This window comes from Trinickia sp. NRRL B-1857 (assembly GCF_050470685.1).
GTDB lineage: Bacteria > Pseudomonadota > Gammaproteobacteria > Burkholderiales > Burkholderiaceae > Trinickia.
This window is the reverse complement of sequence record NZ_JBFLUK010000011.1, coordinates 887,117-908,829: the sequence shown is the minus strand read 5'-3', so window position 1 is coordinate 908,829 and position 21,713 is coordinate 887,117. Positions and strand designations below refer to the sequence as shown.

Annotated in this window: 22 protein-coding genes; 15 read left to right on the top strand and 7 right to left on the bottom strand. The window is 58.4% G+C overall.

Translation table 11 applies throughout. The features are described 5' to 3' along the window. Positions 1-27 precede the first annotated feature (27 nt). The 4 genes from AB1286_RS25120 (at position 28) to rpsU (ending at position 1,586) form a co-directional block, all read left to right on the top strand. Positions 28-231, top strand: a complete 204-nt coding sequence (locus AB1286_RS25120) for a cold-shock protein (RefSeq protein WP_430365941.1) — start codon at positions 28-30, stop codon at positions 229-231. A 269-nt stretch (positions 232-500) separates the two neighbouring features. Then, entirely contained in the window at positions 501-725 is a 225-nt protein-coding gene (locus tag AB1286_RS25115; protein WP_430365940.1) for a hypothetical protein, read from the top strand. 306 nt (positions 726-1,031) lie between these two features. Then, the gene (locus AB1286_RS25110) at positions 1,032-1,316 is read left to right on the top strand and encodes a hypothetical protein (protein WP_430365939.1); all 285 of its coding nucleotides are present in this window, start codon (positions 1,032-1,034) and stop codon (positions 1,314-1,316) included. Positions 1,317-1,373: 57 nt separating this feature from the next. Next, complete coding sequence (gene rpsU / locus AB1286_RS25105; RefSeq protein WP_430365938.1) at positions 1,374-1,586, top strand: 30S ribosomal protein S21; 213 nt, start codon at positions 1,374-1,376, stop codon at positions 1,584-1,586. Between the two features lie 245 nt (positions 1,587-1,831). Here rpsU and AB1286_RS25100 read toward each other — a convergent pair whose 3' ends face one another. The 3 genes from AB1286_RS25100 to AB1286_RS25090 form a co-directional block, all read right to left on the bottom strand. Next, complete coding sequence (locus AB1286_RS25100; protein ID WP_430365937.1) at positions 1,832-2,341, bottom strand: hypothetical protein; 510 nt, start codon at positions 2,339-2,341, stop codon at positions 1,832-1,834. Continuing rightward, positions 2,341-3,534, bottom strand: coding sequence for an AAA family ATPase (locus tag AB1286_RS25095; protein ID WP_430365936.1), 1,194 nt, complete (start codon positions 3,532-3,534; stop codon positions 2,341-2,343). Before AB1286_RS25095 ends, AB1286_RS25100 begins: the two co-directional genes overlap by 1 nt. Before the next feature lie 65 nt (positions 3,535-3,599). After that, complete coding sequence (locus AB1286_RS25090) at positions 3,600-4,205, bottom strand: TetR/AcrR family transcriptional regulator (RefSeq protein WP_430367312.1); 606 nt, start codon at positions 4,203-4,205, stop codon at positions 3,600-3,602. 131 nt (positions 4,206-4,336) lie between these two features. Between AB1286_RS25090 and AB1286_RS25085 the strand changes: the two genes are divergently transcribed. Beyond that, a complete protein-coding gene (locus AB1286_RS25085) occupies positions 4,337-5,260 on the top strand; it encodes an NAD-dependent epimerase/dehydratase family protein (protein WP_430365935.1) in 924 nt (307 codons plus the stop codon). Between the two features lie 2 nt (positions 5,261-5,262). Next, complete coding sequence (locus tag AB1286_RS25080; protein ID WP_430365934.1) at positions 5,263-5,607, top strand: DoxX family protein; 345 nt, start codon at positions 5,263-5,265, stop codon at positions 5,605-5,607. Between the two features lie 7 nt (positions 5,608-5,614). Here AB1286_RS25080 and AB1286_RS25075 read toward each other — a convergent pair whose 3' ends face one another. Further along, complete coding sequence (locus tag AB1286_RS25075) at positions 5,615-6,520, bottom strand: LysR family transcriptional regulator (RefSeq protein WP_430365933.1); 906 nt, start codon at positions 6,518-6,520, stop codon at positions 5,615-5,617. Positions 6,521-6,713: 193 nt separating this feature from the next. Here AB1286_RS25075 and AB1286_RS25070 point away from each other — a divergent pair, with 193 nt between their 5' ends. Together AB1286_RS25070 and AB1286_RS25065 are read left to right on the top strand one after the other, a co-directional pair. Further along, on the top strand, positions 6,714-7,742 hold the full coding sequence (locus AB1286_RS25070) for a D-alanine--D-alanine ligase family protein (protein WP_430365932.1): 1,029 nt from the start codon (positions 6,714-6,716) through the stop codon (positions 7,740-7,742). Next, positions 7,739-8,809 carry a D-cysteine desulfhydrase family protein gene (locus tag AB1286_RS25065; protein WP_430365931.1) on the top strand — a complete coding sequence of 357 codons (1,071 nt, stop codon included), beginning with the start codon at positions 7,739-7,741 and terminating at the stop codon, positions 8,807-8,809. Before AB1286_RS25070 ends, AB1286_RS25065 begins: the two co-directional genes overlap by 4 nt. A 225-nt stretch (positions 8,810-9,034) precedes the next feature. Here AB1286_RS25065 and AB1286_RS25060 read toward each other — a convergent pair whose 3' ends face one another. Further along, positions 9,035-9,319 (bottom strand): hypothetical protein, encoded by a 285-nt coding sequence (locus AB1286_RS25060; RefSeq protein ID WP_430365930.1) that lies wholly within the window; start codon positions 9,317-9,319, stop codon positions 9,035-9,037. Between the two features lie 365 nt (positions 9,320-9,684). On the opposite strand from AB1286_RS25060, the gene AB1286_RS25055 reads away from it, so the two are divergent. Both AB1286_RS25055 and AB1286_RS25050 read left to right on the top strand, forming a co-directional pair. After that, the gene (locus tag AB1286_RS25055; RefSeq protein WP_430367311.1) at positions 9,685-10,542 is read left to right on the top strand and encodes a PA4780 family RIO1-like protein kinase; all 858 of its coding nucleotides are present in this window, start codon (positions 9,685-9,687) and stop codon (positions 10,540-10,542) included. A gap of 224 nt (positions 10,543-10,766) precedes the next feature. Then, positions 10,767-12,446 carry an ABC-F family ATP-binding cassette domain-containing protein gene (locus tag AB1286_RS25050; protein WP_430365929.1) on the top strand — a complete coding sequence of 560 codons (1,680 nt, stop codon included), beginning with the start codon at positions 10,767-10,769 and terminating at the stop codon, positions 12,444-12,446. A 114-nt stretch (positions 12,447-12,560) separates the two neighbouring features. On the opposite strand, the gene AB1286_RS25045 is transcribed toward AB1286_RS25050, so the two are convergent. Further along, positions 12,561-12,875 (bottom strand): helicase, encoded by a 315-nt coding sequence (locus tag AB1286_RS25045; RefSeq protein WP_430365928.1) that lies wholly within the window; start codon positions 12,873-12,875, stop codon positions 12,561-12,563. A gap of 112 nt (positions 12,876-12,987) precedes the next feature. On the opposite strand from AB1286_RS25045, the gene AB1286_RS25040 reads away from it, so the two are divergent. The 4 genes from AB1286_RS25040 to AB1286_RS25025 all read left to right on the top strand — a co-directional run bounded on the left by AB1286_RS25040 (position 12,988) and on the right by AB1286_RS25025 (position 19,163). Beyond that, the gene (locus AB1286_RS25040; protein ID WP_430365927.1) at positions 12,988-13,632 is read left to right on the top strand and encodes a hypothetical protein; all 645 of its coding nucleotides are present in this window, start codon (positions 12,988-12,990) and stop codon (positions 13,630-13,632) included. Positions 13,633-14,022: 390 nt separating this feature from the next. Next, positions 14,023-16,107, top strand: a complete 2,085-nt coding sequence (locus tag AB1286_RS25035) for a P-loop ATPase, Sll1717 family (RefSeq protein WP_430365926.1) — start codon at positions 14,023-14,025, stop codon at positions 16,105-16,107. 332 nt (positions 16,108-16,439) lie between these two features. Beyond that, positions 16,440-17,462 (top strand): IS110 family transposase, encoded by a 1,023-nt coding sequence (locus tag AB1286_RS25030; RefSeq protein WP_430365925.1) that lies wholly within the window; start codon positions 16,440-16,442, stop codon positions 17,460-17,462. A gap of 795 nt (positions 17,463-18,257) precedes the next feature. Continuing rightward, entirely contained in the window at positions 18,258-19,163 is a 906-nt protein-coding gene (locus AB1286_RS25025; RefSeq protein WP_430365924.1) for a hypothetical protein, read from the top strand. Positions 19,164-19,734: 571 nt separating this feature from the next. Here AB1286_RS25025 and AB1286_RS25020 read toward each other — a convergent pair. Continuing rightward, positions 19,735-20,568, bottom strand: a complete 834-nt coding sequence (locus tag AB1286_RS25020; protein WP_430365923.1) for a helix-turn-helix transcriptional regulator — start codon at positions 20,566-20,568, stop codon at positions 19,735-19,737. Between the two features lie 98 nt (positions 20,569-20,666). Here AB1286_RS25020 and AB1286_RS25015 point away from each other — a divergent pair, with 98 nt between their 5' ends. Next, complete coding sequence (locus AB1286_RS25015; protein ID WP_430365922.1) at positions 20,667-21,566, top strand: SDR family oxidoreductase; 900 nt, start codon at positions 20,667-20,669, stop codon at positions 21,564-21,566. The last annotated feature ends 147 nt before the right edge of the window (positions 21,567-21,713 follow it).

Here is a 21,713-nt window from a genome sequence, read left to right as displayed (position 1 = left end):
TTTTTGTATTTTTCTCAAGGATTTTTTATGGATACCGGTACCGTTAAGTGGTTCAACGACAGCAAGGGCTTTGGCTTCATCACCCCCGATAACGGCGGCGACGACCTGTTCGCGCATTTCTCCGAAATCAAGGGCGACGGATTCAAGACGCTGGCTGAAAATCAGAAGGTGAGCTTCGAAACGAAGCGCGGCCCGAAGGGTCTGCAAGCGGCTAACATCCAGCCGCTGTAAGGTTTGAAGCGCCCGGTTTCTCGCGAGGGAGCCGGGCGGCGGCAGCACCCTCCGGGAGCTATATCTCCCAATATTGGCGCAATCGTTCTTGGCAGAGTCCGTTTATCCGGAGCTTGCCAAGCCTTACGCGCCTTGTTCTGCCTCATTCTCTCCCTGGCTTCAACGCCGTTTTCCGGCTGCTTGAGATTCAGCTCGCAATGGCTTCGAATCGGCGTACCTGCGCACATTTTGCACGGCACGCCCGCAGTCCAACATCATTAAAACTAAAAATGCAAACCAAACAGATTCAGCAATACAACGGTTATTCCGTCCATCCCTCGGCGCATCGTTTGCCCGATGGTAGTTTTTCATCCGACCTGCTGCTCAAGCGTACCGATTGCACACATGCCGAAGGCCGCTATCAGTTCTATTCGCTCGATTACTTCCCGAGCGAGGAACTGGCGCTTCGGTACTCGACACGCTGGGCGCGCGACTGGGTCGACGCGCGCGGTTGAGGGCAACGCTGTAAGCCGAGCGCATGCAGCGTCAATCACATGCCCGCCGTCGATCCTCGCAGTCTGCGTCGAAACGAAGCGGAGCAAGAAAACAATCGCTGTACAAATCGGGCAATGGGTGTAGCATGAAAGCGCTCTTTGCCCCACCCGTCCGTCCCCGCCCTCTCCCGGTCATCGCTTCGAACAAGATCGGGCCGCTCACTTTCTCAAAGGCCGAACGATGCGGCCGATCACGTGAGGACTGAACGCAGTCGCTCACTCCCTTTTCCCAATTGTCGCGCGTTGACGCGGCCTGAAAGGTCTTTCATGACGAACCGCCTCTACCGTGGACTGGAAGTGTATCCACTGGTCTACCCACATCGCGCCACCGCGCCCGGAAGCGGACACAACTACGACGAAGGGTTTGACGCTGCCGTGCGTATCCAGGAACCGGAAAGCTCAGGGGAAACGCCCCGTAGCCGTGTGTTCCGGGTCGAAGCGACGCGCCCCTTCCAGAGCGCCGGCGACGCACGGCGTGCGTCCACCGCCTACGCCGAACACCTCATCGATACGTGTGCTGAAGATACGCACGTTCTCGATTTAGCGTTGTGATTCACCCCCTGTTCTACGCCGCAAACCATACGCGCAAGCTCACAACTAGGAAGAAAATTGACTACCGTTACCCCCAAACTGAACGAACCGGTGGACGTCGCGTTGCGCCGCTTTCGGCGCTCCATCGAAAGCACGGGTTTGATCAAAGAACTACGGGCCAGAACGGCTTATGAAACCCCGACGGCGAAGCGCAAACGCAAGAAGGCGGCCGCTGTTGCCCGACTCCGAAAGCAGATCAAACGGTCAATGCCACCGAAGAAGCTGTACTAAGCAAAAGCAGTTGTGTGGCGGCAGTTCATCAACGGGCTTTGCCACTGGTCGATCACGGGCGACTACGCGCTGATGAACCGCCAATTCGAGCGCACCGGGACGGTCGCTTAAGGCCGTAGTGCGCCGTCCGCGCGCGGAGCATCAATTCATCGTCAGACAACGCAGAGCGTGTACTAGATGAGCAATATGTGAGCTACCGCCCAGGGCTAGAGCGGACATGGCGGCGCACGCTTCGATCGTCCGGATTACCGACGTAGTAATTGGAGAAGCCGATCGAGCGTCGACTCTCGTTGGCGCGCCGTTTGCAAAATTCGATCGCCGAAGTGCGTGCCGTAGTTTTTGGGATCGAGACCATCTCCGTTGACTAGCGGAGCAAAGCGGCGCTTCAACTCCTCCGAGCGCCCTCGTGCCGGCTGCCGGTGCACGCGCAACATCTTGGCTTCGAACATCGGTTCGGAACAGAGGACCTGCACGCCGTGGTGACGCGCACGTTTGTCAACTGCCGGCCCCCAGTCTTGGTCCGTATCGAGTAGCACTGCAACTGAGTCGTAAGCGGCGTTAAGTTTCTGCCGTATTGCTACGTCGACGACATGCGCAGCCCCCTTCCCTCTGGCACACATCACTTTTACCGCGAGACCGCAGCCGCGTGGCGCATACAGTGCCTTGACATGGTTCAGGAATGCGACCTTCGTCTCCCCTTCGCCGACCAGCAGCAACGTTTCGTACTCGGCCCGAGAAGTGCGTTTCTTGGCCATCACAGATCCGGGACGGCCCCGAAAGCCCCTGCCATATATTTGGCGTAGAGACTCACGTCCGGCCGTACGCCGGTAACGTCGTCGAGCCGAATGGCACTGCTCTCGCAATCGGCGTTCTTTTCGACCAAGATCACCTGGTGCTTCTCGATCACGTTTAGCACTTCCATCGCATGGCTGGTGAATAGGAGCTGCGCGCTGTGCGGATTGGTCCTCGCACTGGCGAACAAGCCGAGGATGGCGTCGAGCATATGGGGATGTAGATCGCTCTCGAATTCGTCGATCACGGCTAGACCGCCAACGCTCAACGCCGGTAGCAAAGAGGAAAGAAGCGAGAACGCGCTCTTCGTGCCGTTCGACTCCATAAACAGTTGCAGCGTGTATTCTTCTCCGCGACTTTTATGTCGTCCAAACGGCACCCAAATCTTCTCCTTCTGGTCCGGTGCCAGCGGATTCGGCGTGACCTCGGCTTCCCGAATCTCTACACCCGAGAGGCCCAGATCCCAGCCGCAGAGCAAGCGCTCCATCTCAGCCCGCTGCGCTGCATTCGCGTGGAATCCCTTTGCTGCTTCGAGTACCCCCAAATCGCCGGTGCTCACGCGCCCTAAAACCCCGACGTTGCTATAGATATACGGGCTGGCTAATCGAAGCGCCAATGGAACGCCGTATTGGGCCGCCCAGGAAATCAGTGAGACGTTCGGCCGCGCTTCGACCGCTTTCGCTGAATCAAGGCCAAAATCCTGTTGCCGCACGACGTAAGCCGACTTGGCCTCGCTCCACTCACGGATAAAGACGTAGCGAAAACGGTCGTGCTTGCGATACAGGGCTTCATGAAGAACTCGCTCCGGCGTGCAACGTAGAACGTACCGCCAGAGCTCGCCATCCACGTCAGCCGTGCACTCGATTTCGACAGGCTCGCCGGCGTTGGCGAAGTGCGGATGGACAGGAACGTTGGAGCCGACTTGCGCTTGTTGGAAAGATGACGTGAAGAACCAGCCGAGGAAAGCCATAGGCTTAAGTAGAGCCGTCTTGCCTGAGCCATTCGCACCGATAGCCCCCGCCACCTTCGATACCCGCTGGCCAGTTGCACAGGTCGCAATCCAGTCGGTATCCGGCGCACGCAAGTTGACGACAAGATCGACGTCAACCCGCTCCCGGAACGATTGGAAGTTCGTGGCTGCGTAGCTGTGCAGCATGGAAGAGCCCCTTATCTGCAAGTTGACACGGATTTTCGTTCTAAATTGTAATTATACCCCCGCTTTTAGCGAAGCGCGGCAGCCACCGCTTCGTCGATCTGTAGCGCAAAGCGCGCTTCAACATCGGGCACCGCGTAGCCAATCGACAATTCCAAATACGCGTCGCCTAGCACCAACTGAACGAAGGTCGCTGCTCGCAGCGCAGCAGTCGATTCATCAAATCGCTTTCGCAGAATCTCGGCAGCGAAGGCGCGCACGACCTTCGCCCCGTTTTCGTAAAACACCTGGCCCAGTTCCGGAAAACGCTCGGCCTCGGCTACGATGGCCCGGTAAAGCCGCAGATAATCCGGCTCGATAAGGATTTGCGCCAACACCCATCCCAAGCGGCGCAACTCGACGTCGGGCGAGCCATCGGATTGCTCGTCCTGAGCGCTGACAAGAGTTCCCCCCACCTGAGCGCACATCGAACTCACCAGACCAACGAAGAGAGCCTCCTTCGACTTGAAGTGGCGATAGACCGTCTGCTTGCCGACGCCCGCAGCCGCGGCGACGTCGTCCATCGTTGCCAGGCCGAAACCTTGGCTTAAAAAAACGGTTCTCGCACCGTCGAGGATAGCGGACCGCTTACGGCGTTGCAGCGGGCTCAGGTCGGACGGAGAGGACGTGTTCATCCCCCGATAAATATCAGATCGAGCGGTAGTTGACAAGACTGGCCAGTCTCGTTTAGATTTTCGCAAACGAGACTGATGAGTCTCGTGTTTTTGACTTATCGACTTTGCGGACACTCATCTAGGAAAACGCTATGGAACTGTTCATGACAGGTGGCACGGGCTACATCGGGCAAGCGGTCGCGCGCAAGGCAATCAGCCTCGGCCATCAGGTAACGGCGCTGGTGCGCGACGACAGCTCGGCGGGCGCGAGCACACTGGCACGTCTTGGCGTGAAACTGCATGGCGGCGACTTGCGTGAGCCGGGGTCTTTCGCTGCGGCTGCCGGTGCCGCCGATGGCGTGGTGCACGCCGCGTCGACCAACGATGCCTCCGCCGCCGCTGCTGACGAGGCCGCCGTTGAAGCGATGCTCTCGCATTTACGTCCGAGGGCGGCCTTTGTCTATACGTCGGGCACTTGGGTCTACGGCGATACGCACGGCGAGCCCGCAACCGAAGCATCGGCGTTGAATCCGACACCACTCGTCACCTGGCGGCCAGCGGTGGAGCAACGCGTGCTGGCGTTGGCAGCACGTCGCTCGATTGCCGCAGTGATCCTCAGGCCCGCGATGGTGCACGGCTACGGCGGCGGCGTGTTCGGCATGCTTGCCGGCATGGTCCGTCAAACCGGCAGTGTGAGAATTGTCGGCGATGGTCGCAATCACTGGCCTGCCGTGCACGTCGATGACCTCGCCATCGCATATCTGAGCGCGGTAGAGCGACTGGCGAGCGGGGACGATCAAGTCACCGGACAGATCCTCAACGTGGTAGCGGAAGATGCCGTTGCCGTCGCCGAAATGGGCGAAGCGATTCGGGCCTCGGTGGGTGCCGAACGCGTCGAATTCTGGCCGCTCGACGATGCGCGCCAATCGCTTGGGCCATTTGCTGACGCACTGGCGCTCGACCAGACGGTAAGCGGCCAGCATGCTCGGCGAGCTCTTGCGTGGAAACCCCTCGGCCCTGGACTAATTGCGGACCTCTCTAGCCAGCAGCACTTTCGGCAAAGCAACGGAGCATGACGATGGCGCTCACCACTGTATCTTTCGAATCGGTTCTCGCGACGATCGTGGCGATTCTGTTCACGATTGCGGGGGTGGTCAATCTCGCGGGACGCGGCGCGGTGAAGCACAACTTCGCACGCTGGGGTTACCCGGCATGGTTTCATTTGCTCTGTGGCGTTCTCGAACTGTTGAGTGCGGCACTTCTTGTTGGACAACAAACCCGCGTCTTAGGCCTGACGCTGGCCGGTGCGATCATGATCGGCGCGCTCTTCACATTGCTACGAAATCGGGAGCCGTTCGGGCATCTCGCCCCGGCGCTGGTCTTCTCGGCTCTCGTGGTGCTTACTGTGGCGCTCCGCGGTTGAGGCTTGCTCATCGTGCGGGGAAGCTCGATACCGCCCGAACGATTTCCTCGACGAACACCTTGATGGTTGGATGCTTACGTTCGCCGCGGCGATAAGCGACATATATCTTGCGCCGCACCTCCGGCTTCAACTTGATCCACGCTACGCCGGCCGACGCCCGCTGAACTCGCAGGCCAGGGGCAACCGACACCGAGCAGCCGGAGGCCACCATCGCTTCAACCATTTCGGAGCCGCGGCATTTAGCGTTGATATGAGGCTCGAAGCCGGCGCGGCGGCATAATTCGATGACGAAACCGCCGAAGGTGCTCCACGTCGATTCCATTGCCCAAGCTTCGTTTCGGAGATCGGCAACACCCAGCGATCGCCTTTTGCTCAACGGATGATCCGTCGCGACCGCCACGTAGAGGAGATCCTCCGTGAGCGGGACCAGCTCGATATTCTGCCGGTCTTTGCTGGCTTCGATCGACAGATCGTCGATCAGCGCGATGTCGGTTCGCCACGCGCGTAGCGCCGCAACTGCGTCGATGGGCTCCAGTTCCTCGAGTGCGATTTCCAGCCGAGGATGGGCGAGCCGCAACCGCTTGACCGCATCGGGCAAGACGAGAGAAGCGATCGAAGGAAACGCGGCAATACGAAGTTCTCCGGCGATCTCGCGCCGTAACTCCGCCAGCTCCGAGCGCGCCTCGTCCAGTACAACCATCACCCGTTCGGCATGCGTGACCAATGCGTGACCGGCCGGCGTCAGCCTGACGCCACGGCCGATTCGTTCGGTAAGTCGAACGCCAGCCTCCTCCTCCAGTTGCGCGATCTGTTGTGAAACGGCCGATGACGTCAGATGCAAAGCCTCAGCGGCGGCCGCCATCGTCCCACACCTCGCCAGTTCCACAAGTGCCTTCAGTCGTCCGAACTCCAACGCTCGCCTCCACCCGATAAATTATTAAGATTGGCTAATGCATTACGCCAAAAACAATAAATATACGCGGATGAAATCGCAATTTACAGTGGCCACCTAACAGCAACAGAACGGACGGATTTTTCCCCGCAACATTTCACGGGAAGGACCGGCTGCGCTGTCTCCCACTATTTTTCATCGCGCGAAGAGAACAATGCACGACCCTAAACTTAAGATCGCGGTACTTTTCGGCGGTACCAGCGAAGAGCGAGAGGTCTCGATTTCCAGCGCTGGTCAAGTGATCAAGGCGCTGCGAAGCGTCGGTCACAGCGTGGTGGCCATAGACACCGCACTCGGCCCACTCTCGCCGGAAGAGGACGCACGCATCTTGAAGTCGAGCGTGAAGGACACCCCGCCGCCGCCCGACGAACTAGCCCAATTGCCGTCGACGGTTTTCGATCTGCTCCGCTTTCGCGAACTGACCGATGCCGATGTCGTGTTTCTCGCACTGCACGGTGGTACAGGCGAGGACGGCACTATTCAGGCGATGCTCGACATCGCGGGCGTGCCCTACACAGGCAGCGGGCACGTGGGTAGCGCGCTTGCCATGAACAAGAATGTTGCAAAGCGCCTGTTCTGCGCGAGCGGCATCCGTACGCCGCACTGGCTGATGCTGCCGTGCGACGCCGATGACATACTCCGGCGCGTAGGCTATCCGCTCATCGTCAAACCGAATCGGCAAGGCTCGACGGTCGGACTGTCGCTGGTGCGTACCCCCGACGCACTAGAAGAAGCGGTGAAGCTCGCTCGTCGGTTCGACGCCCAAGTAATGGTGGAGCAGTTCATCGAGGGTCGAGAACTTACGGTCGGCGTACTGGGCGCGCAGGCGTTGAGTGTCGGTGAAATCTTCGTCAAGGTTGGCGAGGTTTTCGACTACCGATCGAAATATCAGGCAGGTCACGTGCTCGAACAATTTCCAGCCGACTTGCCGGCGGACACACGGGAAGCGGCGCAACGCATCGCCTTGCGTGCTCATGCACTGCTGGAACTCGACGGCTACAGCCGCACTGACCTCAGACTCGATGCGCAGGGAAATCTTTGGTGTCTCGAGGTGAATACGCTGCCAGGCATGACTGCCACGAGCCTGCTCCCGCAGTCGGCAGCGGCATCCGGCATTGAGTTCTCGCAACTATGCGAGCGAATCAGTTTCGCAGCCATCAATCGTCACAAGGTGCTTGCATGAGTATCGATAAGTCAGCCGTTTTCGCGCGTAACGCACAAGTGCGTCCCGAGGGTTTGTTCGGCTTCGATTCAATCCAGGTACCGCAATATCGTCTGCTCGACGGCCCAACACCCATTCACGCTTTGCCGCGCTTAAGCGCGCATCTCGGCGGCGCGAATATTTACGTCAAGCGGGACGACCTAGGCAGCGTGGGCGGTGGCGGAAACAAGTTGCGGAAACTGGAACTCCTGATTGGCGAAGCATTGCACGCGGGTGCCGACACGGTTATCACGGTGGGCGCGAGACAATCGAATCACGCGCGTCTGACCGCGGCTGCGGCAGCCCGCGCGGGTATGCGATGTGAGGTCGTTCTCGTACGATCGGTGCCCCGCGAGGACGCCGACTACACCGAAAGCGGCAACGTCCTGCTCGATGGCCTATTCGGCGCGCGTGTGCACGATTTGCCGGCCTCTGCCGATGCGATGGCCTATGCAATCGCGCGCGCGGACGAATTGCGCGCCGCCGGTCGCCAAGTCTATGTCTGCCCGTTCGGTGGATCGAGTCCGATTGGCTGTGTCGCCTACGCGGCTTGCGCAGCCGAAATCGAGCACCAGTCCAAGGTACTCGGCCTGCACTTCGATCGCATCGTTGTGCCTAATGGAAGTGGCGGCACGCATGCCGGGCTGGTTGCCGGATTCGCGGCGCTCGGTAACGGCGCAATCGAAATCGACGGCTACACCGTCTATGCCCCAGCCGCAGATGCTCTGCGTGTCGCGCTCGAGAAGACACGAGCGACGGCTCGCATCATCAATCTTCAGGGGGAGATTTCGCCCGATGCCGTTCGCGTCGACTCATCGCAACTCGGTCTAGGCTACGGATTGCCTACGGACTCGATGCGCGGCGCCGTTCGGTTACTGGCCTCGCAGGAGGGGCTGCTGCTCGATCCTGTTTATAGCGGGAAAGCGTTCGCTGGGCTGGTTGAAGGGGTTACGTCGGGTCGTTATGCATCCGATAGAAACATTCTCTTTGTCATGACCGGAGGGTTGCCTGGGTTGTTCGCCTATCGGAAAGAGTTTCAGACTGGCTAACGTGGCTCGGGGGCCGGCTGAGATGGCCGGACGTGACTCTGGGACACAGAGCTGGAATGCTCGATCAATTAGCGTTTTGCGGAGATCTTGCAGCAGCCTAGACGATGGCTGTTTACCCCTTGAAAGCGGCTATCAATACCGCTCGTTTGCCATAGTCTGCGTTTCGGAGCGGCGCTCGTCGAGCGCTCGATCCGAAATTGCACGACGCGCGCCAGGTCCGGTGCGCTATCTGGACTTGTGGCTGAAAGCGCCATCAGGATTGGCGTAGGGGTTCGCGTCCTTTCGCGCGCCGGCCGGGTCAGGGTCGGACATGCCCATCTGCTCGCGCAGCGGCACAGGCTTGTACTTGCCGGGCTTTGCGTCGGGCTTGATGTCTTCGAGTCCGCAGGCCCAAGCGTCTAGCATGCGCTTGGCGACTTCGCGGAAATTAGGGTATTTGTCGGCGAGGTCGGACACCATTGGCGTAACCTGGTGAACCGCGGCCGAGACACGTTCGACAGCGTCTCCCATGTCCGTCTTGCTCAGGCCCAGGCGACCTGTTGTTGCGTCAGGTTCGCAGCGAGCCGTGCCTCCCGAAACGCTTCACCTAGCTCGGCAAGGTTCATGTGATGTATACCTCGCAATATCCCCAATCCGGATGGAAATGTGTCGTATACATCACATCAAGATCTCCGGGTGCATCACGGAACTGCGGCGCGATGCATCTACGCAGTCGCCGGGAGATTTGCGTCGGCTCGTCCCCGGCCACCCTTATAATCCGGCATGGCTCCATTCATCTCCCTCGCAGCGAACTTACGGCCGCCGGCACCGGCTGCTCGATTCATCGGTTTGTCGGTCGCGCATACCTCAGCGGGCCATTCACAGCCGACGATCGTATGAAAATACCCAAACGACTTGCACCGCTTCTCGAAGAAGGACTTATCGACGAGGTCATCGGCCAGTTGATGAGCGGCAAGGAGGCGACGGTCTACGTCGTGCGCAGCGGCGATTCGACGCGTTGCGCCAAGGTCTATAAGGACGCGAAGCAGCGCAGTTTTCGGCAAGCCGCGTCGTATCGGGACGGTCGCAAGGTCAAGAACAGCCGGCAGGCGCGGGCGATGGAAAAAGGTACGCGCTACGGCCGTCAAATGCAGGAAGCGTCATGGCAGAACGCTGAAGTCGACGCGCTGTTCCGGCTCGCCAACGCAGGTGTGCGCGTGCCGCAACCCTATATCTGTACCGACGGCGTGTTGCTGATGGAGCTGGTGATGGACGAAGTGGGTGACGTCGCACCGAGGCTCAACGATGTGGACCTGACCGAAGCCCGCGCCCTCGAACTGCACGCGCTGCTGCTGAACCAGGTTGTCCGCATGCTCTGCGCGGGGGTGATTCACGGCGACCTGTCGGAATACAACATCCTCCTGGCAGCGGATGGGCCGGTGATCATTGATCTGCCGCAGGCCGTCGACGCAGCCGGCAACAACGAAGCCGCCTCGATGCTCAAGCGAGACGTCGACAACCTGGCCGCGTACTTCGGACGGTTTGCGCCGCAAATACTCACCGCGAGTTATGGCACGGAGATCTGGGCGCTCTTCGAAGCCGGGCGGCTGCATGTCGATGCCGAACTGACCGGTCGCATCGAAGTCGACACGCAACCTGTGGACATCGATGGCGTGCTGCGAGAACTCGAAGAGACACGTCTTGAGGAGGACGCGCGAGTGCGGCGACAGCAGGAACTGAGCGCAGGCCGTTAACCGTGCTCGATGCCCCCCGAAGATCGCCAGAAAGGACAGGTCTTCGAGGATCTCGCCGCTCGGCCGCCGTCATGTTCGCTGGCCCCGCAGCCGTTACGCCCGGTGCGCCAAGGCCTACCTCGCGTTGTTCCCGGTGGGCGCCGCAAAGTGCAAGGGGATTGGAAAAGAAACAGTCCTGGACGTCCACTCGGCTATCATGCCAATCCTCTCCGAAGTAGCTCCTTATGATTTCCGTCCGTAATCTCACACTGCGCCGCGGCGTAAATGTCGTACTCGACCGCGCGTCCATCACCTTCGCGCCCGGCGAAAAGATTGGTCTTGTCGGCCGCAATGGCGCCGGTAAATCGTCCTTTTTCGGTCTTCTCAACGGCACGCTGCACGAAGACAGCGGCGAGTTCTCGATTCCTGCCGCGTGGAGGATGGGCCAGGTCGCGCAGGAAATGCCGGAGACCGAGCAGAGCGCGACGGACTTCGTCATCGACGGTGACACGGTATTGCTGGCCGCGCAGGCCGAAGTAGCCGCCGCCGAGGCTAGTGACGACGGCATGCGCATGGCGCACGCCTACATGGCCCTGCACGACGCCGGCGCACATGATGCCCCCGCACGTGCCCAAGCGCTGATCCTGGGCCTTGGCTTCAGTGCTGCGCAGCTTAGCCAGCCGGTCAACAGCTTCTCCGGCGGCTGGCGCATGCGGCTACAACTGGCGCGCGCGCTCATGTGCCCATCCGACCTGCTGCTGCTCGACGAGCCAACCAACCACCTCGACCTCGACGCGCTCGTCTGGCTGGAAGCCTGGCTCAAGCGCTATCAGGGAACGATGGTCGTGATCAGCCACGACCGCGAATTCCTCGATGCGGTGACAGAGGTGACAGTGCACGTCGACAACGCCAAGCTCGTGCGCTATGGCGGCAACTACAGCAAGTTCGAAGACATGCGCGCCGAACAGCTCGTATTGCAGCAGGCCGCGGTGGCCAGGCAGGCGGACAAGATCGCTCACCTCCAGAAATTCATCGACCGATTCAAGGCCAAGGCCTCGAAGGCGAAGCAGGCACAGAGCCGTGTCAAGGCGCTCGAACGCATGGAGAAGATCGCACCGGTGCTGGCCGAGGCGGAATTCAACTTCGAGTTCAAGGAGCCCCTTAACATCCCGAACCCGCTGCTGTCGATGCTGGACGCGAGCTTCGGCTACCCGGCGCCGACCGACGCGCTGCCGGGCACGCCGCCCACGGTCATCGTGCGGGGCATCAACCGTTCGGTGCTGGCCGGGCAGCGGATCGGCATTCTCGGCGCCAACGGCCAAGGCAAGTCCACGCTGGTGAAGACGGTGGCGCATACGCTGGCGCCGATCGCCGGCGAAATCAGCGAAGGCAAAGGCCTGAACATCGGCTACTTCGCACAGCAGGAGCTCGACGTGCTGCGCCCGCTCGACACGCCGATGGAACACATGATTCGCCTTGCGAAGGACACGCCGGCTCACATGCGCGCCCCTGGTCAGAGTGGAACCGAACAGTCGCTTCGCACCTTCCTCGGCACCTTCAACTTCAGCGGCGACATGGTCCATCAAGCGGTTAGCACGATGAGCGGCGGCGAAAAGGCGCGGCTCGTATTGTGCATGATCGTGTGGCAGCGCCCCAACCTGCTGCTGCTCGATGAGCCGACCAACCACCTCGACCTGGCCACCCGCGAAGCGCTAGCCGTGGCGCTCAACGAATTTGAGGGCACGGTGATGCTGGTCAGTCACGACCGGGCCCTGCTACGTGCGGTATGTGATGAGTTCTGGCTGGTCACCAAGGGTGGCGTCGAGCCCTTCGACGGCGATCTGGACGACTATCAGCAGTTCCTGCGCGACGAAGCCCGTCGCATTCGCGAGGAGGCTGCCGTAGAGCAAAAGGTCGTTGCCTGAGTTACCCCAGGCGGTCGGCGGGCGTTTCAGGTGTCCAGAGAATGCATGGAGACTGCTTCGCGACACGTGCAGCTTGCCTCGCAGGTTTCGGGCTGCCTCATTCGTCCCGTTTTTTTACGCGTCTTTCAGCCAAGGCATTTCCACGGGTGACACCACCAGATGTTGGAGCTCGCGTTTCAGTTCGAAAATGAATCCGACCAGGATCATGGAGTCGGCATAGGGGATCGGAAATACGTAAGGATTTTCCGCGTCTCGGAGCGGGCGCGTGGGCGTGTCCGCCGTCGTCGCGGCGTTCTCGCGGATGCTTTCCAGCTCGTCCGCCATTGCCTGCCCACTGACTTTCAGGACACGGCTACGAAGGTCGCTGAAGGGTTCGATGCGCGCTCCGTCTTCGTTGTATTCAGGCACTGCATAGATGAACCAAGACATTTTCCGCTCCCAGGACAAAGTTCGCGATTCTACTAGTCAGCGTAACGGACGCCGCCTAATTTCGGTCGTAAGGGCGCAGGCGCTAGCGACAACCTTACTGTAGAGAGACAAAATGAAAAAAGGAAAGACGAAACTGACCCGGCATGATGCCGAGCGCCTTTTCGAGGGATTGTCCCAAGGACAAGCGAGAGTATCGAGCCGGCCCGAGAACCCATTCGAGCCGGGGATGTTCGACGCGGTTGAGCGCGTCGACGACGAAACCAAACTCTGGAAAGACAACCTCATTGCGCTTCCGATGGCGATCGAGTTGCCTGCTGGCTACGAGTCGGTATCTCGCATGCGCGAGGCAATGGTGCGGGCATGGCGCGTGAGGTGGGTGAGGGAAGATAAAAACGAGGTCGTCACCGAGTTCCCTGAGGGGTGGGCGGCCATACGCCCGGCAAGCGGACCCACAGAGCTGCGCGATCCCTCCGGAGTGGTTCGCGCCGTATACGGATGGGCCAACGATGCCGAATTAAGGATTCTGCCAAGGTATTTGGTTGAGTCACAGGCGAACGGTTTAAGCGGACTAGGCAGCTTGCTGGTCCGCGATCGCGGGAACGGCCAAATTCTTGAAAGGTCGTCGATCTGGTCTGCTCAAACGGGGACCAACCATCCAGATTGGACCAGGCTGTCGGAGTGGCTCAAGTCGCACTATCCACAGCATCTCGACCCGCTTCGGTACTGGGAAGACTGCGAGGAAAACATCCGGGGCTGACCGACTTTTGGCGGGGCTGTTTTTGCGTCTGCTTGACCCAGGTTGACGAAAGCGAAAGCGGGGGGCTCGGCTTGGTTGGTTTTCCGCGTTCGGCCATGAAGCGTCAGTCGCAGGTTCGCGGAGCGCGTCACTGGAGCGGCCGGTCTGCTCCAGTAACCGACTTTCGGGACAGATTTGTCCTGTCAGCCTCAAGTGCGTCGCAGCCGTAGCGGCCATTGACTCCCCTGAGCGAAGAGCTTGTGCTTGCCTCCGACTAGTGCATCGCTCATAACCGCGACTGATCCCGCCTTAGGATCAAAGTCCCTCTTACGTCCGGGCATTGAGCTCGAAGCATGTAGAATCTACGTAAGTACAAGAGATGTCCGTAGATCACGCGACGAGCCGTTACCGATGACAAATCTCAAAGCTAATGCACTTGGCGATACGACGGCCGAGAACGATCAAAAAATGCTCAGCGAAGCATTCGTGCCCACGGCCGATTTTCGCACATTGATCGAGACCGACGAACGTACCGTTGTCGTTGGACGCCGAGGCACCGGAAAAAGTGCACTCTACCTTCAGCTTCAGAAATATTGGGAAAACGATAAGAAAATCGTTGTTCTTTGCTTCTCGCCGGAAGATACAGAAGTTATCGGATTTCGATCGCTCCTAAAGCCATTCTCGACTTCGTTCAATTTGGCGCGGGCATCCACGAGGTTGCTTTGGCGCTACGCCATGCTCATGGAGATTGCCGCTTATATTCGAGGTAATTACAAGCTGGCTCACTTCGTGGAAAAGGACGATACTCTTCGCGAACACTTGCAACGTTGGAGTAGCGTGAAGGGGAGCCTCCTCACCAAATGTAGGCACATCGCCAGAACATTTTTATCAAGCGTATCTCCCGAAGAGGCGGTCGGAGATTTACCGGTAAATCTTGATTTAAATGAAATCGAAAATAAGGTTCTCTCACTTACAGCCCTCTCTGACCGACGCTTTGTAATATTGATGGACCGCTTGGATGAAGGTTATGAACCGGACGAGATTGGAATTGGAATCATAACCGGCTTAGTGTACGCCTCAATTGAATTGAACAAACGTGCCGAGAAAATTAGGCCGATAATATTCTTGCGAGACAATATCTATCGCGCGGTTGCCAAAGAAGACCCTGATTATTCTCGCAACATTGAAGGGCAGGAAGTCCGTTTGCATTGGGATTGGGCGCAGCTGCTACTGTTAGCCGCATCCAGGATGCGTGTATGTTTCAAGCTTGATCTAGAAAAAGATCAGCGGATTTGGGACCGATGCACCGCTGGCGAATTGCAAGGTCGCGACGGATTCAAGCAATGCCTGCAATTCACACTTTATCGTCCGCGCGATCTGTTGTCATTATTGAATGAGGCTTTCTATTGTGCCTCCCGTGACAATAGATCTACTGCAATATTTACGGATTTGGAATTTGCCGCCAAGTCTATTTCAGTCGCTCGCCTGGAGGATCTATGGAAGGAATATCAAAAGGTTTTCCCGTCTATACAAGTGGTGTCCAATGCATTTGCGGATGGTGAGCCAGAATTCGATGTTCGAGGCGCAATCGCCTTACTGTCGAACGTCATAGAACGACTTGGCGAAGATGAACCTCAGGTTGTGCTGCGCGACGTTAGGCTTCTCGAGCCGAGTGGGATCCTTCAGGGTTTATACAGTGTTGGATTTCTTGGTGTGCATGAGGTGACAACGGGTGCCTTCACTTTTTGCCACGATGGAAGAACACCGAATGTCGCGTTTGACGATAAATCAAGGTTATTAATTCACCCCTGCTACTGGCTAGGTTTGAATTTGAGTCGCAATGCGTTAATGCCAGAGGAGGCTGAGGAAATAACTGATGAATATGACATCAAGGTACAATCGATCACGCCGGAGATAAGAAACACAAGAATTGGTCAGACGATCGCTCAGTTGGATAGAATTCCGCTTGGTCAAGAAGGGCAAGGCAACTTTGAGCTATGGTGTCTTGATGCGCTGCGAATTGCATTCGCAGCGCATCTCACCAATATTCAAGCTCACCCCAACGGGGCGGCCGTGCAGCGACGTGACATTGTGGGGCGGAACCGTGAAGAATCCGAGTTCTGGCGCAGAGTAAGAAGCGATTATAAAGTGCGCCAGGCAATCTTCGAAGTGAAAAATTATGCCGAGCCCGGGGCGGCGGAATATCGCCAGCTTCAATCATATTTGACCGGAACGTATGGGGCACTCGGGTTCATGATTACGCGAGACGTCGACGAGAATCTGCACAGCGGAAAGGATTTGGATTGGATCAAAGAAATGCATCAGTCTCACGGCGTTGTGCTAATGAAATTACCCGCAAAATATATTTGCAAGTTATTGCAGAAACTGCGGAGCCCTGATAAGCACGATGCCGTGGACCAGCAAATTAGTACACTGCTTGACATGTACGAGAGAAATTATCTTGGCATAAAGTCAACTCGGACGAAGAAACGATAATTGACTGCCGTCAACATAGACTCGGCGTTGAACGGTATTCATTTGTATGTTATCGGTAGGAGGCCGGCCTCCATCCTTGAATAGGTGCTTGCCGAAAGTGCGCGACTGAAAAGGCCGGCGATCTTGTGGGCGACTGCCTTCGTACGTCCACTTTATGCCGGGCGAGAGCCATTTGATTTCCGCATATATCGACAGTCCGCAATGGGTCGAGATGGAATGGACACCGCCCTCCCTTCGGGGAGGTGGTCATGATTGAGGGCCTCCAGAATCGAACGGCATCAATGTGCCAAAGTGGAGTTGCGACACAACCACTCGAGGAACGGAGGCCCCAAATGGATGCTACGACATACGGACTGGATGTGGCAAAGCGGGTGTTCCAGTTGTACTGGGTCGACGCCCAAACCGGCGAGATTGCGAATCGGAGGTTTGGCCGGGACGATCTGATCGGGTTTCTGGCTCAGCGTCCCGCCGGGCGTGTCGCTCTTGAAGCGTGCGGGAGCGCTCATTGGTGGGCACGTAAAATTCAGGCGCTGGGACACGAGGTTGTGTTGTTGCATGCGCAGTTTATCCGACCATTTGTGCAGACGAACAAGACTGACGCCGCGGATGCGAAGGCGATATGGACTGCCGTTCAGCAACCTGGAATGCGCACCGTCGCAGCGAAGACAGAAGATCAGCAAGCGATGCTGAGCTTGCACCGGATGCGCTCGCTGCTCATCAAGTTTCGAACAATGCAGGTGAACCAGCTCCGAGGGTTTCTTTACGAATTCGGCGTGACGTTTCGGACAGGACGTGCGGCAGGGCTTGCCGAGGTAAGACAGCGCATGGCGGAATTGCAAGATGCACTTCCAGCATCAATCATGCTTAATCTGCAAGACCAGCTGCGGCGCATCCACGCGTTCGAGGATGACATCGACCAACTCGAGAAGCGCATTGGTGCGTGGCAGAAACAGGAAGTGGCATGTCGTGCGATTTCCGAGGTGCCCGGCATCGGCCGGCTAACGGCAACGGCTCTGGTAGCGACAATCGGAGACGCGAGAACCTTCAGGTCAGGGCGTGAATTCGCTGCGTTCCTCGGCCTTGTTCCGCGGCAAACCGGTACGGGCGGCAAGGTTCGATTGGGCTCCATCTCGAAGCGAGGCGACCCCTACCTGCGCACACTGCTGATCCATGGAGCCCGCTCAGTCCTGTGTCACACGAAGGTACCAACAGCATGGCAGAAAGGAATTCAGGAGCGACGGCCAGCCAACGTGGCAGCCGTCGCTCTGGCGAACAAGATCGCACGAACTGCCTGGGCGATACTGGCCCATGACAGCAGTTACGAAGCGAACCACGTCAGCGTAAGACCAGCTTAACTGTATAAGACTTCGGGACCTTGATGAACCGGTAGGTTGCTATGGTTGATTCTCTGTGATGGCAAAACAGGTCGGACCGCAGGAATGCAAACCTGAACACAGCCTTGTGCCTGAAGCACGCGGCCGAGATGAGGACATTCCTGGCGCATTCCATCAGGGCTCGCGGCTTCGGCCTGCGTAAAGCCGGATATAAGACCGCAGCCGATACCTCGTTACGACATCACATCAAGATCGACTTGGCAAACCGGGCGGTGTCCATATAAGGCTGTGTGAAAACCCATACCGAACGCGCCGGCCGACGAACTCGGCTCACCAGATCGCCGCGTACGGCCTTCGAAGTGATTCGGCAGGGGTAAAGTGACACCCGAAAACCGGCCATTTTCGAGTTTTCACACGGCCTCGGTCGAAGACTGACGTCCGCGCGTCGGACGGCAGGCGGTGCGGGGCCCGACGGCATCGTCGGTCAGTGACCGGCCACAACCAGCCGTTCACATGCGTCATCGGACGGACGTACAGGCGTCGGCTCTGCGTGTAAGCGGCCATTCGATCGTCAAGGACGAACGCTCCGCCGAGGCCGCTGCAAAAGCAGGTGGTCGCGAGAGGCCGCACAAGCGGTTTCAGTGGGCCTTGACGTCAATTCTGTGCTGCGGCAACTTTGCGCGCCAAGACGCTCCGTTCGGGCAGTCACTATCGCTCGTCAGTTCGTGAGTATGGTCATTCGTCGTATGATGCTTTTCCGAGCAACTTCACGCCGAAAATTCCGGCATCCGGTACTTCACTGAGAGCATCCGAGTTATGACGATCACGGCCGCATGGGTTCGAACGCTAAAGAAATGCAAAGAACTGGTCATCGTGACTGACAGCCGCCTGAACGGCGCGAAAAAAATGGATTGCGGTCAAAAGGTAATTACGCTTCCAAGATCAGACGCCTTCATCTGTTTTGCGGGCAGCACAGAGTGGGCATATCCTCTAATGCACCAAGTGGCAAATGCAATCTCAACTTACGAGAAAAGTGCGACGCGAGCCCAAGATATAACGGTCCTCAAGTCTCATGTATTGAAGGTTTTCGAAGACTTGCTCGAAACCGTGCACGATGCATCGGGTGACGAAGGCATCCCATCTGCGAAGTTTCTCTTTGGAGGTTACTCGTGGGTTCGAAAGGAATTCTTGATCTGGAGGATTCACTTTCACGTCCCTAAGCTGCAACATCCACCCAAAGGAAGACAAGAACAGACGCGAACGGTTGCGGAGGAGAGCCGATTTGTCGCTGTGCCTGTCAAAAAGTGGTGCGGCCAGTCATGGATATTCTCCGGCGACACCGAATATGAAGATGACGCACGGCGGCGTCTGGCACTGCTGCTTCAGTCGCGTGGCAAGGCCCCTCATCAGGTAAGTGACTTTAAGTTTGATTGGGAGCCCTTTGAAGTTATTCGGGACATGCTGCGTGATGTTGAGTCGAATCCCTTTCTCTTCAGAACGGCGCACATTGGAGGGGCTCCGCAAGTTTTAAAAATATACGAGCATTTGAACTCCCGCTACTTGGGGGTCGACTGGAAACGACCCGACGGTAGCGGATCAGATCTCTACGTTTGCGGACGAAGAACGCTCGGCTACGAAACTCCCGCGCTCTGGGTACTTGATCCCGACACGCTTATCTCGCGACATCCCTTCTACTCAGCCTCATCTGATCTGGATATTTAGCTTTTGCTGGGTCGGTTAGAGATAGCCACGCAACGTGGAGCAGGCGAAGCCCCGCCCTATATGGGCCTTCGATTTTCTTTGTTCGATGGCATCGTTCTTAGTTTCGCATGCATAAATACCACATGAAAGAGCCGATAACCACTGTGCTTGCCTTCACGACCCTACTCGTTGGCCTCCGCGCATCCTTGCTCTGGTACAGAGCAAGCAAAGTTGAGATCATCCCCGAAACCAAGTCGCCGTGGACCAGGATGATAGACCCTATGAATTACACGTCGTACATCGCAGGAGAGGAATCGAAAAAGCGCATCGCGATAGAGAAAGCATATCAGCGAAGCGGGGCGCTGAATGCAAATGCAGCCCTCTGGACAGCTATCGCGGTGTTCGCGGGCACGCTTACGACGTTAGCCGGGATTGCGGGGTGGTGAGCAGGACGTGTGTGGCCGCTCCAGCTTCGATTCGGCCGTTGGCGTGGCGCAGCGTCGAAGGACGGCTGTGGGTCGATCTCAGCCAATCATCTCGGCAGCCGGCTATCGGCGGAGGTACGACGAGTCAAGGGCATCCGAACACCCCGTCAAGCCACAACCTCCCCCACCATCCCCCGAATCCGCTCCACGATCTCCGCTTGAAGCGGCGTATAAACGAGCATACTGAGATCCGGCCGCCCATCGACGGCAAACAGCGAATACTCGAGCTCGATCTCCCCGAGTTGCGGATGCAACAACCGCTTCACGTTCTCGCCAATGTTGTGACTCAGCACATGGTTCTCGCTCCACATGCGATCGAAGTCTGGGCTGGTACGCCGCAAATCATCGACGAGATCGGCAACTTCCGTCGCGAGCCCGGCTCTGGCCACGTCCGCGCGAAACGTCCCGACCACAAAGCGTGCGACGGCCTCCCAATCGTGCTGCTTCGAGCGCACAGACGGATTGAGAAAAAGAAACCGCAAGATATTGCGCTCCCCCGGAGGCAAAACGCTGTAGTCGGTTAGCACGATCGCCGCCGCCCGATTCCACGCGACGACATTCCATGTCGCTGTCTTCACGATCGCCGGGCTCGCACCGAACGAATCGAGGACGCGTTGCAACCGCGGGCTCACACCATCGACGGCGTGATAACGCACCTCGGGCAGACGCCCGAGGCCCAGCACAAAAAGATGTTCCCGCTCGGTATCGGTCAACATCAGCGCCGAGCAAATCCGCTCGAGTACTTCGGCGGAAGGCGCGCCACCGCGCCCCTGCTCTAGCCAGGTATACCAAGCAGAACTGATATTCGCGCGTTGGGCGACTTCCTCCCGACGCAATCCAGGCGTACGCCTGCGGCCGGCAAAGCCGAAGCTGGCCGGATCGAGCCGCGTTCGGCGGCTGCGCAAGAACTCCCCGAGGGTTTGGGCGGCGTTCGATGACATGACAAGCCTGCTAGTCCGTTTACCAGGATAAAGTCACTACTTCAACAGGATATCGAATGATCGCATAGTGCTCCGGTGATCAACCAGGAGTCTTTACGATGCGTATCTTTCTGACAGGCGCAACCGGCTTTATCGGCTCGGCTCTCGTGCCCCAACTTCTCGAAGCCGGTCACCAGATAATCGGCATGACGCGCTCCGACGCGGGCGCACATGCCCTTACCGAAGCGGGCGTCGAAGTCCACCGTGGCACGCTGGAGGACACCGACAGCCTGCGCCGAGGCGCCGAAAAAGCCGATGCAGTCATCCACCTAGCCTTCGACCACGATTTCTCGAACTTCGTAGAAAACTGCGAAAAAGATAAGCGCGCGATCGCCGCGCTCGGCTCGGCTTTAGCGGGCTCAGATCGGCCTCTTCTCGTGACGTCGGGCACCGGCGTCGGCAGCCCAGGGCCTGGGCAGCTCGCGACCGAGGACGTCTTTAACACCTCGCACCCGAATCCTCGCATCGGGTCTGAAATCGCGAGCAATGAACTGCTGGATGCGGGCATCAACGTATCGGTAGTGCGCCTGCCGCAAGTGCACAACCCATACAAGCAGGGCCTGGTGAGGCCGTTGATCGACGTCGCGCGAGAGAAAGGCGTATGCGCTTATGTGGGCGATGGCCAAAACCGCTGGCCAGCGGGGCATTTGTCCGATGTCGCGCGACTGTACCGACTCGCCATCGAAAAAGCAGAACGCGGCGCTCGCTATCACGCGGTAGGTGAAGAAGGGATCACCGCCCGCGAAATCACCGAGGCGCTGGGGCGCGGCATGAAGCTGCCCGTGATCTCGATCACCCCCGAAGAGGCGCAAGCGCACTTCGGCTGGATGGCGATGTTCACTGCGCTGGACATGCCGGCATCGAGCGCCCAAACGCAAGCGCGCCTGGGCTGGACGCCGACAGGGCCGACGCTGATTGCCGATTTGAACGAAGGGCGCTTTATGCAAGAAGCGCCGTAAGCGATCCCCTCTCCCTCTGTACCGGCGGGAAGCGCGAGCAATAAGTCGCCCTTCCCGCCAGCCGCGGCCATCGATTCCTTGACTTCGCTCCCGAACGAAGTACTATACGCATCGCGCACACCCCTCCACTGCCGATGCTCCCCGAGG